Source organism: Sagittula sp. S175, from assembly GCF_049800975.1.
Classification (GTDB): domain Bacteria; phylum Pseudomonadota; class Alphaproteobacteria; order Rhodobacterales; family Rhodobacteraceae; genus Sagittula.
In genome coordinates this window covers 1-15,895 of sequence record NZ_JBNAGB010000033.1, presented here as the reverse complement: position 1 = coordinate 15,895, position 15,895 = coordinate 1, and the positions used below count along the sequence as shown (strand labels likewise).

The window sequence follows — 15,895 nt, the reverse complement described above, 5'->3', positions numbered from 1 at the left end:
CACCCACCCCCCCCCCCCCCCCCCCCCCCCGCCCCCCGGCGGGTCGCCCGGGCACCAGCCCGGGCGAAACCTCAGGCCGTCAGCTTCTCCGCGGGCGCGGGCGCCTGCCCGTCATAGCCGCCCCAGACCGACTGGTCGAAATGGATCACCGCGCCGGTCATCATGCCGCTGTCGTCGGAGGCCATCCAGAGCACCGCCTTCGCCACCTCGGCAGGTTCCAGCAAGCGACCAAAGGGCATCTCCGCCGCCATCTTGTCGATGAACCCGGCATCCCCCGATTCCGCCTCCTGCAAAGCGCGCTCGTTGTCCGAGTTCATCCAGCCGATATCCAGCTGGTTCACCCTTATCCGATTGCGCATCAACGCATAACCCGAGTTCCGCGTCAGCGTCGCCAGCGCCGCCTTCGACGCGCAATAAGGCGCGATGAAGGGCTGCCCTGCACGCTCGGACGTGGACCCGATGTTGACGATCGTCCCCTGCACGCCCTCGCGCTCCATCAGCAGCACCGCGTCCTGCATCAGGAAGAACGGCGCGCGGGTGTTCACGGCGAACATGCGGTCGAAGAGCTCGGGCGTGGTGTTCAGAAGGTTGCCGCGATCCGTCAGCCCTGCCGCGTTGACAAGGATGTCGACCCGGCCAAAGGCCTCGTCCACCTTCACCATCACCCGCTGAACGTCGTCGATCTGCGCAAGGTCCGCGACCACGACCCGCACATCGGTGCCATGCTCGGCGTGGATGGCCTCTGCCACCCGCTCGCCCTTCTCGCGACCCCGGCCCACCAGCACGATGCCCGCCGCGCCCGCCTCCGCAAAGAGCCGCGCGGTGGCCGCGCCCAGGCCCTGCGTGCCGCCCGTCACCACAGCGATCTTGCCGTCGATACGGTTCATCACACGCCCCTCCGCTGCGTGTCGCGCAGGGCTTCCTGCCGGGCACGTGCCTCGCGGATGCTTTCGCGCTCGTTGATCTCCGGCACGCCAACGTACCAATCCGCGCCGCCGTCGGTCCACTTGTAGGCATCCGATTCGATAACCAGAACCGTGGTCCGGTCGGTCGATTGCGCCCAGTCCATCGCCTCGCCCAGGTCGGCGAGGCTCTCGACAAAGCGCGCCTCCGCCCCCATCGCCCGCGCGTGGGCGGCAAAGTCGACATGCAGCGGGTTGGCGCGATCCTTCAGTCGCGAATCCTTAAGCAAACAATTGAACCCCGGCACCCCCATGCCGGTCTGCAAGCGGTTGATGACGCCGAAACCGCCGTTGTCACAGACCACCACGATCATCTTGTGACCTGTCAGCACGGTCGAATAGATGTCCGAGTTCATCATCATGTAGGACCCATCGCCCACCAGCACGATCGGCACGCCCTTCTGCGTCCCATCCGCCTGCACCTTGGCCATGGCATGCCCCCAGCCGCCCGCGATCTCGTACCCCATGCAGGAGAAGCCGAACTCCAGGTCATAGGTATTGGGGGCCTTCACCCGCCAGTTCTTGGCCGTCTCGCCGGGCAGGCCACCCGCCGCCGTCACCATGGTGTCATCCTCCGTGGCATGATCGTTCACCACCTTGATGACCTGCGCATAAGACGGCACCGGCGCGTTGTCCGGCGCCTGCCAGGCATCCAAGCCCTTGTTCCACTCGGCGTACAACCCCTGCGCCCGCGCCATCTGCGCCGGATCGCAGGTCCAGTCGCCCAGCGCCTCGTCCAGCTCGCGCAGACACTCCAGCGCATCGCCCACCACGGGCTGGGCAAAGTGCTTCGACGCATCAAACCGCGCCGCGTTGATGTTGATGAACTTCGTCTCCGGGCCAAAGGTCGTCCACGACCCGGTGGTGAAATCCTGCATCCGCGTGCCAATGGCCACGACCACATCCGCGGTCTCCGCCAGCACCTTTGACGCATCCGTGCCCTCGATCCCCATGGCCCCGGTATAGGCGGGGTGGTCATGCACCACGGCCCCCTTGCCCGCGATGGTCTCGGTGAACGGGACGCCGCGTTTGACGGCGAACTCGGCCAGCGCCTCCCCCGCGCCGGAATAGCGCACGCCACCGCCAGAGATGATGAGCGGCGTCTTCGCCGCCTTCAGCATGTCAACGGCCGCCGCGACCTCGTCACGGGCGGGACGCGGACGGGGAATGGTCCATGTCTTTTCTTCGAAGAAGCGGGCCGGGTAGTCATATGCAATCTCCTGGATATCCTGCGGCAGGCCGATGAAGGCCGGGCCGCAATCCGCCGGGTCCAGCATCACCCGCAACGCGTTCGGCAAAGACGACAGGATCTGCGCCGGGTGCACGATCCGGTCCCAGTAGCGCGACACCGCGCGGAACCCGTCGTTCACCGAGGTCGACGGCACACCGAAATGCTCCACCTGCTGCAACACCGGGTCCGGCAGGCGATTGACAAAGGTATCCCCCGCCAGCAGCAAAAGCGGCAGCCGGTTGGCATGGGCGGTCCCCGCCGCCGTAATCATGTTCGTCGCCCCCGGCCCGACCGAGGAGGTCGCGATCATGATCTGCCGACGCAGCTTGGCCTTGGCAAAACCCACCGCCGCCAGCGCCATCGACTGTTCATTCTGGCCGCGCCACGTCGGCAACTGGTCCTGCACCTGCTCCAGCGCCTCCGACAGACAGGTCACGTTGCCATGCCCAAAGATGCCGAAGACACCCGCGAACAGCGGCACCCGTTCGCCGTCGATCTCGGTGTACTGCGCGCAGAGATAGCGCACCACCGCCTGCGCCATGGTCAGACGTACCGTTGCCGTCATGCTGATTCCTCCTCCGTGTTGACCGAAAACCTAGGGAACACACATTGACATTGCAACAGACTTGCAACGATCATTGCGCCAAAAGCAAAACCGCTTCGGGAGGAGCCCCATGACCAGAATCGCCCTGCTCGGCTGTGGCCGCATCGGTCGCATGCACGCCGACATCATCGCCGCCCACCCGCGCGCAACACTGGCCGGGGTCTACGACACCCACGCGCCCTCTGCGCAGGAGGTGGCAGACAAACACGGCGTCACCAACTTCGCCTCGCCCGAAGCGGTCTTTGCCTCCGAAGCCGACGCGGTGCTGGTCGCCACGCCCACCACCACCCACGTCGACTTCATCAAGGCCGGTGTGGCCGCGAACATGGCCGTGCTGTGCGAGAAACCGGTCGATCTGGACCTCGCCAATGCCCGCGCCTGCGCCGAAGCGGTCGCCGGGGCGACGCGTCCGATCATGATCGGCTTCTGCCGCCGCTTCGATCCCGGCCACCGCGCCGCCCGTGCCGCGCATCGCGACGGTCGGCTGGGCGATCTGCATCAGGTCATTATCACCTCGCGCGATCCCGGCATGGCCCCCGACGCCTATATCGAGACCTCGGGCGGCATCTTCCGCGACATGACGATCCATGACCTCGACCTCGCCCGCTTCATGCTGGACGAAGAGGTGACCCATGTCACAGCCACAGGCGCGCGGCTGGTTGACCCCGCGCTGATGCAGCGCTGCGACGACTACGACACGGTGACGGTCGTGCTGACCACGGCCTCGGGCAAGCAGGCGGTCATCACCAACTCGCGCGCGGCCTGCTACGGCTACGACCAGCGGGTCGAGCTGTTCGGTTCAGGCGGCATGGCGCTGTCGGACAACCACCGCACCCACGCCGCGCAGGTCTGGGGCGAGGGCTACACCGGCCAGGCAGCGCCCCTGCAACACTTCTTCATCGAACGCTACCGCGACGCCTTCAACGCCGAGATCGACAACTTCGTCGACGCCATCGAGGGCGGCACCCCCGAGGTCACGCTCAACGACGGGGTAAAGGCCCTTGCGCTCGCCGAGGCCTGCTTTCGCTCCATCGCAGAAGGCCGCACCATCGCGGTAAAGGACGTCTGATGAACACACTCAAAACCCTCTGGGCCGAGGGCAAGCCCGCGCTGAACGGCTGGTGCTCCATCGGCAACCCCTTCACCGCCGAGATCATGGCGGCGCAGGGCTACGACTCCGTGTCGATCGACTGGCAGCACGGGGCGCTGGATTACGGCGACGTGTTGCCGATGTTGCAGGCGATGCGGGCGTCCGGCGTGACGCCCATGGTGCGGGTGCCGTGGCTGGACGCGGCGTCGGTGATGAAGGCGCTGGATGCGGGCGCGATGGGCATCATCTGCCCGATGATCTCCACCCGCGCGCAGGCCGAGGAATTCGTCTCCTACATGCGCTACCCGCCGCTGGGCCAGCGGTCCTTTGGCCCGACCCGCGCCGGGTTCGCCATGCCGGGCTACGGTGTGGCGATGAACGATCAGGTGCTGGCGCTGGCGATGATCGAGACGAAGGACGGCGTCGAGAACCTGGAAGAGATCGCCGCCACACCGGGTCTGGATGGCATCTACGTCGGTCCCGCCGACCTGACGCTGGGCACGCAGGACGGGCGGCTCCCGCCCGGTTTCGACCGCGAAGAGCCCGAGATGGTCGCCCTGATCCAGCGCATCGCGCAGGTCTGCAAGGCGAACGGCATCCGCGCCTGCCTGCATTGCGGCACGCCGGATTACGCGGCCAGGGCGATAAGCTGGGGCTATGACCTGACCACCGTCAGCGGCGACACGCGCCTGCTGGCCGGGGCGGCAAAAGCCTCGGTCGACCGCTTCCGCGCGCTCACCGGCAAGGGCAATACCGGCACGGAAGGAAGCTACTGATGGTCCACATCCTTGTCGCCGGAAAGCTGCACCAATTGGGGCGCGACGTGCTGGACGCGGCCCCCGGCGTGACCGTCCGCTACATCGACGAGATCAGCGAGAACAGCTACGCCCCCTACATCGCCGAGGCCGACGCCCTGCTGATCCGCACGCAACCCCTGTCCGCCGCCACGGTGGCCAAAGCCGAGAAGCTGCGGATCGTCTCGCGCCATGGCGTCGGCTACGACGCGGTGGACGTGGCAGCGCTGAACGCGCGGGGCATTCCGCTGTGCATCTGCGGCGATGCCAATTCCTTCAGCGTGGCAGAGCACGCCTGCATGATGATCCTCGCCGCCGCGAAACGCGCGCTGCGCGGCGACGCCTCCGTCCGCACAGGCCCGTGGGGCTGGCGCAACACGCTGGAATCGCAGGACATACGGGGCCGTACCCTGCTGATCCTCGGCTATGGCCGCATCGGCCAGCACACCGCGCGCATGATGGCGGGCTTCGGCCTGACGATCCACGCCTACGACCCATGGCTGGCCGCGAATGGCTGGCCCGAAGGCCCCGCCGAAAACGCGCCCGATCTGGCGCAGGCGCTGGCGGAGGCCGACATCATCTCGGTCTCGGCCCCCAAGGGCGACAAACCCCTGATCGGCGCGGCGGAGCTGGCGTGCATGAAGGACGGCGTGATCCTCGTGAACACCGCGCGCGGCGGCATCATCGACGAACCGGCACTGGTGGACGCCCTCGCATCAGGCAAGGTCGGCGCCGCTGGCCTCGACGTGTTCAGCGACGAACCCCCTGCCCCGGACCATCCGCTTCTGCGCTTCGATCAGGTCATCCTCAGCCCCCATATCGCGGGCGTGACCGAGGGCGCGGCGGAACGCATGGCCATAAGCTCGGCACAGAACATCCTCGATTTCATGAACGGCACGCTCGACCCCGCTCTGGTGGTCAACCGCGACCGGATCGCGGCCTTCTGACCCGTTTCACAGCCCTTCCAGCCACCCTATGCTGCGGCGGCTGCCCATTGCCGGAAAGACCCAGATGCCCCAGACGGACGCGCTGCCCCCCGCCAATTACGAAGACCTCATCCGGCTGATCCACGCCCGCCACGAAAAGATGAGCAAGACCTACCAGCGCATCGCGGAATACCTGACGCAGAACCCCAACGAGGTCGCCGTCCAGTCGGTCAATGCCATCGGCCAGCATTGCGGTATCCATGCCTCGTCTTTCGTGCGGTTCGCGCAAAGCCTCGGCTACTCCGGCTTCAAGGACCTGCAACTGCTGTTCCAGAAACGCCTCAGCACCGCAGCCCCCGGCTTTGAGGCGCGCAAGCAGGCGCTTGAGGGAGAACTCTCCCTGCGCGAGGACCAGTCCGGACTCGGCTTCCTGCGCGACCTCGTGGTACGCGACATCGCCTCCTTGCAGGACCTGCTGGAACGCATCGACGGTGACGACATGGCGCGCGCCGCCGAGATGATCGCGGGCGCGGGCACCGTCTACCTGCTGGGCCAGTTGCGGGCCGAGCCCGTGGTGAACCTGATGCGCTACATCCTGACCATGCTGGGGCGGCCCTGCGTGCTGCTGGACGCCTCTGGCGGGCTGGCGACGCATATGGCGCGCAACATGTCCAAGGGCGACCTGCTGATCGCCGTCTCCTTCCGCTTCTACGCCAACGAGGTGGTGAACATCGTCGAGGAAGCCGCGCGCGCCGAGGTTCCGATCATCGCCATCTCGGACAGCACCCTGTCGCCGCTGGCCAAACCCGCAGCCCTGCTCTTCGCCGTGCCGGAGCATGACTACACCTTCTCGCGCTCGCTGGCGGCTCCGATGTGCCTCGCGCAGGCCTTGCTGGTCTCCGTCGCGGCGCGCGTCCAGAACGGCAGCAGCGACCCGCGCATCCCGACCGTCACCGGTCAGTGATCCGCCCCGATCCAGCCACCAAGGCCGAAGCGGTCAGGCCCGCAGCCCCGCAACCACCGGCGTGCGCAGGATGAAAGCCGCAGGCACCAGCGACAACAGCAGCGTCACGCTGACGAAAGCCGCAAGGAAGTGGATCTCGCTCCAGCCCAGCGGCGCCTGCACCAGAACATCAGTCCGGGCCGTCACGACCCGCGACAAGGCATTGGCCGCGCCCAGACCCGTCAACAAGCCCAGCGCCGCCCCCGCTAACAGCAGGGTCGCACCGAACAGCCACACCACCGCAAAGGCGAACCGCGCCGGAGCACCAAGCGCCCGCAACAGCGCGATCTGGCGACGAAAGAGGTGTGTCAGGATGAACAGCCCCACAAGCACGCTCGACGCCACGAGGACCTGCGTCACCAGTGCCATCACCGACATGGCCTGACGAATGTCGCCCATCACCCGGTAAAGCGTGGACAGGACCGTGCCGGGAAAGAACGCCATGGTTTCGGCATCACGTGTGTATCGCGAACGCAGCGCATAATTGGCCCAAAGCTGCTCGGCATGGACCACGATGACCGTCGTTCCGGGGAAATACTCGGGGTCGAAAGGAGGGCCAAGACGGGCCGTCTGATGGTCGTGCGCCTCCGCGTGGCCTTCTTCCGCGTGGCCCTCTTCCGCGTGGCCCTCTTCGGCGTGGCCCTCTTCGGCGTGCCCATCTTCCTCATGCTCCGCCGCTGGCGCGTGGCCATTGGCCAAACCATGCACCTCCCAGACCGCCTCGATCGGCAGCAGGATTGCGCGGTCCCATGGGGTGCCCGTGGGCGCCATGCGCCCGACCACAGTCAGGTGCGCGTCCCCATGCGCATCATGCTCGGCGGTATCCCCGGCCCCATGCGCCGGTGTGAACTCCGCTCCCAGGTCCAGCGGGACAAGCGCCCCCGCGACCGCCTCGCCGCTGGCCTCCCAGAGCCGCCCCTCGATCCGGGCGTCTGCCAGGTAACGCACGAATTCGGCGGTCGTGCCGATCACCGGCGCCGCTCCGTAGCTGTCGCCGAACGCCAGCGGTGCCGCGATGGAAACATCCTCGTCCCCTGCGATCTCCGCGTAGACCTCCCCGGACAGCAACGGCATGTCGCTGGGTTGCAGGTAGACCGCGGCGAACATCACGGTCAGCTCGCTGCCCGGTGCCGAGACCACCAGATCGAACTTGTCCGCCGCCATCGCCGTGCCGCGCCGCAACCCGCGCTCCTGCGCCAGCAGGCCGATGCCCATGCCGACGGAAATCGCGATCAGCAGGACGAACATGGCCGAGGACCAGCGAAACCGCCACAGGATCGCCCGCACCAGCGGCCAGGGCGCATAGCCCCGCAGCGTCAGCCCGCCCACGGCCAAGGCCGGAAGCAACAGCAGGATGGTCCACAGAATATCCTGCGCCAGCGGTGGCAGCGATTGCCAGAGATCGGTCATGCCGCGCTCCTGTCTTCGGTCAGGGTGCCGTCCACGACGGTCAGAACCCGGTCCATCCGCGCGATCAGCTGTGGATCATGACTGACCGCAACCAGCGTGATCCCCGTGTCGCGGACCAGCCTGACAAGGTCCTCGATCAGGCGGTCAGCGGCCTCGCGGTCGAGGCTCGCGGTCGGCTCGTCCGCCAGAAGGATGGGCGCTTCGGCGGCCATGGCGCGGGCCACCGCCACGCGCTGCCGCTCTCCGCCCGAGAAGCTGGAGACATTGCGCCTGTCCGCAGGCAAGCCCAGACGCGCCAGCTGTTCCGCCGCCCGCGCGCGCAGCGACCTGCGCTGTGACCGCTGCCGAAACAGCGCCGTCACACCCGCGTTGCCAAGGGCATCGAGTTCTTCGAACAGCAGGAAATCCTGAAAGATCATGCCGACATGCGCGGCCCGAAACGCCGCGCGCTGCTCGGCACCCAGCGCCAGCACATCGGTCTCGCCCCAGCGCACCTGGCCCTGCGCATGCTCTGTCAACCCGGCCAGCGCGTACAGCAGCGTCGACTTGCCCGCACCCGACGGGCCACGCACACCGATCAGCGCCCCGGCAGGCGCCGCGAGGGAGGGCACCGACACCAGCACCCGCCCACGCCGGTCGCGCACCTGCAGATCCGACACCGCCAGCGACAGCCCCGCCCGGCTGGCCTCAACCAAAGACGGCATCGGCCAGACGAACCATGCTCAGGAACCCCGTCTCCGGGTCCTTGTAAGGGGTCAGCTCCAGCACACCCGTCGCCACGATCTTCACGTTGTAAGGCACCGGGTCGATCACCCGCTTGGTGTAGACCGCAAGGATATCATTCGGCCATTCGGCCTCGGTCTCGCAGAAGGGGCAGACCGACATCGGACGCCGCGTCAGGACGAAAAAGCTGCTCTCCGCCTTCAGCGGCGGCGCCATGTAGCCTTCGACGGCAATGCGCTGGCCTTCGAGCGCCTTGGCCAGATCGGAAATGGCCTTGCGGTCATACAGCGTGCGCAGCTTGATCGGGCCTTCGTCGGCAAAGGCCGGGCGCACCAGCATCGGCGCGCTCAGGGCAGTCGCCAGAAATCCACGGCGGGTCAGCATCGGTCTGTCTCCATCTTCATCGCCTGTTCACGCAGGCCACCCGCCCGTCCGGACGGAACAAGGGGCCCCGGATCGCGGGGCCCCCTGCCACTCACATCAGCGCGATCACTCGGCGTTGATCGCGTGGTTCATCACGTGGAAGATCACGTTCTGCTCGATGGTGCCATCGACCAGATGTGCCCAGGGACCCTTGGCGTAAACCGCGACGTCCTCGCCCGAGTGGGTTTCCGATTCCATCGGGATCAGCGCCTGCTGGAGATAGTCCAGATCGATCGCCTCTTCCTGCGTCACATCCGGGCGCGAGCCGGAGAAGTCGTTCTCGCCCTCGCCCTGCTTCAGGATGGTGCCCGAACCGTTGGCATAGGAAATGACCGAATACGGCTTGCCGTCGTCTGCCAGCGCCAGCTCGTCCGAGTGCATCTCGCCGGTCTTGGCGACCTTGTAGCACAGGCCGTGGATCGGAGTGCCGCGACCGCAGTAGCCGTTGAACGCAATGGCGTGCTCGTGGTCGGCGGTGACGATGATGAGGGTGTCCTCGTCATTGGTCATCTCGTCGGCCAGCGCCACGGCTTCGGTCCAGATCATGCCGTCGGCGGCGGTGCGGGCAAAGTTGCCGGCGTGGTTGGCGTGGTCGACGCGGCCCGCTTCGATCTCGAGGTAATAGCCCTCTTCGTTCTGGCTCAGGAACTCGATCGCCGTGCGCGTCATGTCGGTCAGCGAGGGCTCGGTTTCCGGGCGGTCCGCCTCGTAGGAGGTGTGGCTGTCCGTCCACAGGCCGAGGATCGGCTTGGACATGTCCAGCGCCGCGAGGCTGTCCTTGTCAGAGGCGTACTGGACGCCTGCGTCCCGGGCCACGGCCAGCAGATCCTGACCGTCGGGGCGATGACCGGTGCCGCCGTTCGGGGTCTGCTCGCCCTTCGGCACGAAGTAGCGAGACCCGCCGCCCAGGGCGATGTCCAGCATGCCCGACGTCATAGCGTCGATCATCTGTGCCGCGATGTCCTTTTGCGCCGTGCAGCCCTCGGGCAGCTCGTCTTCCCAGTTGCGGTTGGCGGTCTTGGAATAGACGGCGGCCGGAGTCGCGTGGGTCAGGCGCGCGGTGGACACGATGCCGACCGACTTGCCCATGCCCTCTGCTATCTCGGCAAAGGTAGTCAGTTCGTTGCCCGCCACGGTCGAGCAATCGTCATGGATCGCGTCGCCCGACAGGTTGATGAGGTTGAAGCGCTGCTTCACCCCGGTGTTCATGGCGCCCGCGGTCGGCGCCGAATCCGGCGTCTGGGCATTGATGTTGTAGGTTTTCACGATGCCATTGTAGAAATCGCTGGTCTCGTAGGGCAGCACTTCCTCTTCGCCCAGCTTGCCCTTCTGCTGACCCACATAAAGGCGGGTCGCGTAGTTGGTGCCGATGCCGTTGCCGTCCGCGATCATCAGGATCACGTTTTTCGCCTTGCCGGTGTTGGCCTGGCGGTCGATGATTTCCTGGATGGTGGTCTCACCTGCGGTGAACCATGCGTTCGAGGTCTGCAGTTCCGGCATCTCCTGTGCGGACACCGCAGTTGCCGCCGCCAGAGCCAGAGCCGAAATTGAGAAAGCGATCTTCATGACAAATCCTTCGCCGTTTCATCATCGCGCGGACAGATCCGCCCGCACGTCCCGGGGCCTCCATAAATCGTTAACTGTAACAGGCTCATGACCGCACGAGCGTCCGGGCAAACGTTTTCCGGCAGACCGCTCAACAGCAATTAAACACAATTAAATCAATGCATTTGCGGCGATATGCCTTCGCAATTCCGCCGCCACTTCCCGTTCCGGGTTGAAATTTCTTTGTGTCATATTGTCGGTTTTTTCCCGCCGTCGCAGGTGCGGAAACCCTTTGCGCGCGGGGCAGGCATCACCGATTGTTAAGGCGCGACCTCTAGGCATGTATGCAAATTGTGCCGAGGTGAGACATGTTCAGAACCATGCCGATCAGGACGCGTCTGGTGATGACCGGACTGATCTCGACAGGCCTTGTCCTGTTCACTGCAGCACTGGGTGTCATTGGCATCTGGCGCGGCGATGTTGGCCTGCAACGGCAAATCGTCGCCTCATCCTCGCTGCGTCAATTGATGATGGCCGACATGATGCACGAAGGGCTGTCCGCCGATGTCATGCAGTCCCTCGTGGTCGGCCCCGACGCACAGAAGGATGCACAGAACGCCATCTCCGAAAAACTCGATGGCGACATCGCTATCATGAGCGACGCGCTTGCCCAGCTCGACGCTCTGGAATTGCCACCGGAAGTGCGTACCGCGTTGGACATCGTGACCCCCACGGTCGAGGCATACATGGCCTCTGCGCGCGAAACCACGGCCCTTGCGCTCGTGGATAGGGCATCCGGGCGACAGGCCCTGCCGGGCTTTCTGGAAAAATTCGAGGCGCTGGAGGTGGATCTCGGCAATCTCGGCGACCTGATCGAGGGACACGCCATCGAAACCTCCCGACAGGCGCAAAGCGCGGACGACATCCTTTTCGCCGTCCTTGTCGGGGTCGCCATCCTTTCGACCGTGACCATGACGCTCACCAGCTGGCGGGCAACCATGAGCATTTCCAAACCGATCAATCGCCTGCGACAGGCCCTGTCCGAGGTCGCGAACGGTGATTTCGGCATGCGCATCGGGGACATCACGCGGGACGACGACATCGGTGCCATCGCCCGCGACATCGACTTCGTGACCGCCCGCATCGAAAATGCGCTGGTCGAACAGCAGACCACGGCAGATCGCGCCGACCAGGCCATCGCGGTTCTGGGCGCCGGTCTGCGCCGCATGTCGGCGGGTGATTTCTCTGGCCCGATCGCCGAACAGCTGGATGAAACCTACGAAGGACTGCGCGCGGATTTCAACGCCACTCAGGACAATCTCAGCAGCCTGATTGCCCAGGTCATCGACAGCAGCATGCTGATCCACGGCCGCTCGTCGCATATCCACACCTCCTCCGGCGAACTCTCCAACCGGACCGAAACCCAGGCTGCGACACTGGAACAGACCGCAGCGGCCATCGAGGAAATGACCAACAACGTCGGCATCGCGGCCCAGAATGCCCGAAGTGTCGAGGTGGCCGTCCAGAAGGTGCGCAACGACGTGGAGTCCAGCGACCACATCGTCCAGCAGGCCGCCGCAGCCATGCGCGAGATCGACGATTCTTCGAACCAGATTTCCGTCATCATCGGCATGATTGACGACATCACCTTCCAGACCAACCTCCTCGCCCTGAACGCCGGGATCGAAGCCGCGCGTGCCGGGGAAGCAGGGCTTGGTTTTGCCGTCGTCGCCGCCGAGGTCCGCGCGCTGGCGCAGCGCTCCACCGAGGCTGCACAGGAGATCAAGGAACTCGTGACCCGCAGCAACGGCAACGTGCAGAACGGCGTCGGTCACGTCGACGCTGTCGGATCGGCCCTGGCCAATCTCGTCCGGCAGGTGGGTGACGTCTCGAAACTTGTGGCCGAGATCGCCTCGGGGGCCGCCGAACAGGCTGACGGGCTCCGCGAAATCAATACCGGCGTCGCGCAACTCGACAAGGTCACCCAGCAGAACGCCAGCATGGTCGTAGAGGCAAGCTCGGCCGCCGCCGACATGAACAGCGAAGCAGAGCGCCTTCAACAGATCGTATCGAACTTCCTGATCACAAAGGACGCCGCGGACGAGCACTCCGCCTCGCCCCAGGCGGCTGCCTGACCGGCCACACATACGAGCGCTTTCCCGAACGGAACCCGCAAACCCGCCCTTTTTCGGCATTCCATTCGGTATGGCCACAGCCAAAACCGCATCGGAGCCGGCCTGATGATCCACACGTCGCGTTGCGGCGCGGGGCGGGCATGGCCGCGACCACTCCGCCCCGCGGTTCTCGGAAAGGCACCAGTCAAAGCAGCAACGACCCGCTCACGCCATCTGCATCGGCAAGTTGGCCGCGCGCTCGATCGCGCGCATTTGGTCTCCAGCCGGATCGGCTGTCAGCAACGACGGCTGGAACCTGACCGTTTCGACCTCGGTCACGCCGATGAAATTCAACCACCAGTCGAGATAGGTGGAATGGTGATCGGCACCATATTTGGCCGCCGCTCCAGGCGCATAGACCCCGGATGTGTAGAACACCCGCGCCGTTTTCCCCTGCAGCAGACCACTATAGCCGTTTTCCGGATCGAACCCGAACAGCAGGCCGGGCTGAGTGATGATGTCAATGTACTGCTTCAGCTTGTAAGGCACCCCGCCGTTCCACATCGGCACGGCCAGGACGTATTCGTCGGCCCGGATGAACCGTTCCGTCACGGCGGTCACCTGGTCCCAGGCGCTTTGCCGCGGCGCGTCCATGTCCCCGACACCAAAGAAGGTCATCTTGGCTGCAGCCTTGTCGCCGTCAAACTCCGGCAGATCAGCCCGCCACAGGTCCAGCCGGTCGATGGTCACATCGGGCTGCTGCGCGCGGCGTGCGTCCAGATAGGCTTCGGCCAGCTTGCCGGATTGGGACACCGGCCCACGTGGCGAGGCGGTGATATACAGAATACGTGTCATTTTACTTCCCTTTTTCAGTAGGTTGAACTCAATGAGAAAAGACGTCGAGGATCGCTGAACCGATTTCCCCGGCGTGGGTTTCAAGGGCAAAATGCCCGGCGTCGAAGATCCGCGTCTCGGCATCGGGCAGCAGCGCCTGCAAGCCGTGGACGGCGTCCATGGTGAAGAACGGGTCGTTCTTGCCCCAGGCAATCAGCGTCGGCGGCCGCTCCGTGGCGAGGTAGTCCTGCCACTCTGGGTAGGCCGCGACGTTCGCCTGGTAGTTCCACAGGTATTCGAGCTGGATCGCATCGTTGCCCGGCCGGTCGAGCCCGGCCTGATCGCTGACCCAGGCGTCGGCACTCAGCCTGTCACGCCGCGTGCTGCCATGTTCGTACTGCCACCGGGTCGTCGCGGCCGTCAGGAACTGGCGCATCGGCGCTTCGGTCTTCTCCGTGCGCTCGGTCCAGAACGGCGAGAATTGCGCCACGACCTCCGGGGACCAGCCCGCCACATGCATAGTTGCGTTCTGAAAGATCAGCCCGGACACCCGTTCCGGGTGCATCACCGCAAGGCGCATTCCGACCGGGCCACCGTAGTCCTGCATGTACAGACTGTATTCCTCGAGACCGAGGTCCTCGAGAAACGCACTCATGGTCATGGCCAAAGTCGAGAAGTCATAACCATAGGTGTCGGCCTCCGGCGTCCCGGACTGTCCAAAACCGGGGTAGTCCGGCGCGATGACATGAAAGCTGTCGGCGATCTCCGGGATCAGGTCCCGGAACATGTGCGACGACGATGGAAAGCCGTGCAGCAGCACCATCACCGGCGCATCGCGCGCTCCGGCTTCACGGTAGGCTATGGAAACGCCCCCCACGTCACGGCTGTGGTAGCTGACCGGCCAGGAACCGGCCTCCTCCGCCAAACCGGTCGATGCAGATACGACCATGCCCAAGGCGGCGACTCGGTAAATTGTGTTCATTGGAGCTCCTTTAGTAACCTTCTATTTTATTTTCATCAGTTATCTTTAACCTTCAAAAATATATTTTCACAGTTACTTATTCGTGCGCTCTCGTGAAGAAATGTAACTTTCTAAATACGGAAAAATCGGTTACCCATATGCGTCACGCCCAAGGCATGCCACGGAGGACAAGATGACTCCCTCTCCCAAACCGGCCCCGTTTTTCGTCGGGGAAAACCCGGCGCTCGATTTCCTGAACACCCTCGCCACGCCGCGATCCGTGACCTACGACTGGCTGGAAACCGGGGCCGAGCTGTTGGACTGGATGATCGCGGCAGGCCTTGTCGCCGAACCGGAGGTGGCCGCGTTCCGCACATCCTCGGCCGCAATGGACCTGGAGCGGGCGCGGCAGGACATCATTGCCTTCCGCGAGCGACTGCGCGGCTTCATCGAGCGAACTGCTGGCACCCAGCCGGACGATCCCGCACATCCCTTGGTCGCGGAAATCAACGCGATCCTCTCTCGCGGCGCGCGCCTCCTGCAAATCCGGGCGCCGCAGCAGCCCACCGACAAACCGCTCGCATTGGTCAACGTGCACCAGTTGGCCACACCGCACGACCTGATCGTCCGCATCGCAGCCGCCGTCGCACATCTCCTCACCGAAGCGGACTTTCACTTCGTCCGAAACTGCGAAGGCCCAAGCTGCACATTGTACTTCCTCGACGTCAGCAAGAACCACAAGCGCCGCTGGTGCTCCATGGAGGTCTGCGGCAACCGCGCCAAGGCCGCAGCCTTTCGCAAACGCTGAGGCCTTCCTGAAATCCACAGGCCAAGGCCTGACGACTCTGTTGCACAAAACCGTCTCTGAGCGGAGTTCCCCTTTCCCCGGACGGATTTATCCCACGACTTCTGTGACAGGGATGCCAAGGGCGGTGTAGCCGTTCAGAACGGCGATACGGACCTGAAGCTCAGCGACCTGTCGGTCGAAGTCCCGCGCCATGAGGCGCTGCCCCAGCAGTTTAACGCAGTGCATCTTGGTCTCGACGCGGCTTCGGCGGTGGTATCCGCTCCAGTTTCGCCAGATAGCGCGGCCGAGGTATTTCGAAGTTCGCAGGGCCTCGTTTCTGGCCACCGCACCCGCGGTGACGGCCTTCCACGACTTAGCGTTTTTGCGGGGTGGGATGACGGCATGGGCACCGCGGTCAGCGATGGCGTCGTGGCATTTGCGGGTATCATACGCACCGTCTGCGGTGACGCTGCCGATCGCCTCGTTCG

General features: G+C 65.1%; 15 protein-coding genes. 6 read left to right on the top strand and 9 right to left on the bottom strand.

Annotated features, from left to right (window positions below):
- Window positions 1-71: 71 nt before the first annotated feature.
- Entirely contained in the window at window positions 72-887 is an 816-nt protein-coding gene (locus tag ACP16H_RS24300; RefSeq protein WP_425074769.1) for an SDR family oxidoreductase, read from the bottom strand.
- On the bottom strand, window positions 887-2,758 hold the full coding sequence (gene iolD, locus ACP16H_RS24295; protein WP_425074768.1) for a 3D-(3,5/4)-trihydroxycyclohexane-1,2-dione acylhydrolase (decyclizing): 1,872 nt from the start codon (window positions 2,756-2,758) through the stop codon (window positions 887-889). The genes ACP16H_RS24300 and iolD overlap by 1 nt, the downstream gene beginning before the upstream one ends.
- A gap of 109 nt (window positions 2,759-2,867) precedes the next feature.
- Here iolD and iolG point away from each other — a divergent pair, with 109 nt between their 5' ends.
- The 4 genes from iolG (at window position 2,868) to ACP16H_RS24275 (ending at window position 6,571) form a co-directional block, all read left to right on the top strand.
- Window positions 2,868-3,866, top strand: a complete 999-nt coding sequence (gene iolG / locus ACP16H_RS24290) for an inositol 2-dehydrogenase (RefSeq protein WP_425074767.1) — start codon at window positions 2,868-2,870, stop codon at window positions 3,864-3,866.
- The gene (locus ACP16H_RS24285) at window positions 3,866-4,663 is read left to right on the top strand and encodes an HpcH/HpaI aldolase family protein (protein WP_425074766.1); all 798 of its coding nucleotides are present in this window, start codon (window positions 3,866-3,868) and stop codon (window positions 4,661-4,663) included. The genes iolG and ACP16H_RS24285 overlap by 1 nt, the downstream gene beginning before the upstream one ends.
- On the top strand, window positions 4,663-5,628 hold the full coding sequence (locus tag ACP16H_RS24280) for a hydroxyacid dehydrogenase (protein ID WP_425074765.1): 966 nt from the start codon (window positions 4,663-4,665) through the stop codon (window positions 5,626-5,628). Before ACP16H_RS24285 ends, ACP16H_RS24280 begins: the two co-directional genes overlap by 1 nt.
- 64 nt (window positions 5,629-5,692) lie before the next feature.
- Window positions 5,693-6,571: a MurR/RpiR family transcriptional regulator gene (locus ACP16H_RS24275; RefSeq protein ID WP_425074764.1), complete on the top strand. Its 879-nt coding sequence runs from the start codon at window positions 5,693-5,695 to the stop codon at window positions 6,569-6,571.
- 33 nt (window positions 6,572-6,604) lie between these two features.
- Here the strand turns inward: ACP16H_RS24275 and ACP16H_RS24270 are convergent, their stop codons facing one another.
- The 4 genes from ACP16H_RS24270 to ACP16H_RS24255 form a co-directional block, all read right to left on the bottom strand.
- Window positions 6,605-8,020 (bottom strand): ABC transporter permease, encoded by a 1,416-nt coding sequence (locus tag ACP16H_RS24270; RefSeq protein ID WP_425074763.1) that lies wholly within the window; start codon window positions 8,018-8,020, stop codon window positions 6,605-6,607.
- Window positions 8,017-8,724, bottom strand: coding sequence for an ABC transporter ATP-binding protein (locus ACP16H_RS24265; RefSeq protein WP_425074762.1), 708 nt, complete (start codon window positions 8,722-8,724; stop codon window positions 8,017-8,019). Before ACP16H_RS24265 ends, ACP16H_RS24270 begins: the two co-directional genes overlap by 4 nt.
- The gene (locus ACP16H_RS24260) at window positions 8,708-9,127 is read right to left on the bottom strand and encodes a hypothetical protein (protein WP_425074761.1); all 420 of its coding nucleotides are present in this window, start codon (window positions 9,125-9,127) and stop codon (window positions 8,708-8,710) included. The genes ACP16H_RS24265 and ACP16H_RS24260 overlap by 17 nt, the downstream gene beginning before the upstream one ends.
- 105 nt (window positions 9,128-9,232) lie before the next feature.
- On the bottom strand, window positions 9,233-10,732 hold the full coding sequence (locus ACP16H_RS24255; protein ID WP_425074760.1) for an alkaline phosphatase: 1,500 nt from the start codon (window positions 10,730-10,732) through the stop codon (window positions 9,233-9,235).
- Between the two features lie 347 nt (window positions 10,733-11,079).
- On the opposite strand from ACP16H_RS24255, the gene ACP16H_RS24250 reads away from it, so the two are divergent.
- The gene (locus ACP16H_RS24250) at window positions 11,080-12,846 is read left to right on the top strand and encodes a methyl-accepting chemotaxis protein (RefSeq protein WP_425074759.1); all 1,767 of its coding nucleotides are present in this window, start codon (window positions 11,080-11,082) and stop codon (window positions 12,844-12,846) included.
- 204 nt (window positions 12,847-13,050) lie between these two features.
- Here the strand turns inward: ACP16H_RS24250 and ACP16H_RS24245 are convergent, their stop codons facing one another.
- Entirely contained in the window at window positions 13,051-13,680 is a 630-nt protein-coding gene (locus ACP16H_RS24245) for an FMN-dependent NADH-azoreductase (protein WP_425074758.1), read from the bottom strand.
- A 28-nt stretch (window positions 13,681-13,708) separates the two neighbouring features.
- Entirely contained in the window at window positions 13,709-14,641 is a 933-nt protein-coding gene (locus ACP16H_RS24240; RefSeq protein ID WP_425074757.1) for an alpha/beta fold hydrolase, read from the bottom strand.
- A 172-nt stretch (window positions 14,642-14,813) separates the two neighbouring features.
- Here ACP16H_RS24240 and ACP16H_RS24235 point away from each other — a divergent pair, with 172 nt between their 5' ends.
- Window positions 14,814-15,428 (top strand): CGNR zinc finger domain-containing protein, encoded by a 615-nt coding sequence (locus ACP16H_RS24235; protein ID WP_425074756.1) that lies wholly within the window; start codon window positions 14,814-14,816, stop codon window positions 15,426-15,428.
- An 87-nt stretch (window positions 15,429-15,515) separates the two neighbouring features.
- Here ACP16H_RS24235 and ACP16H_RS24230 read toward each other — a convergent pair.
- Window positions 15,516-15,895: transposase (locus ACP16H_RS24230; RefSeq protein WP_425070187.1), on the bottom strand; the 380-nt coding region annotated here is incomplete at its 5' end.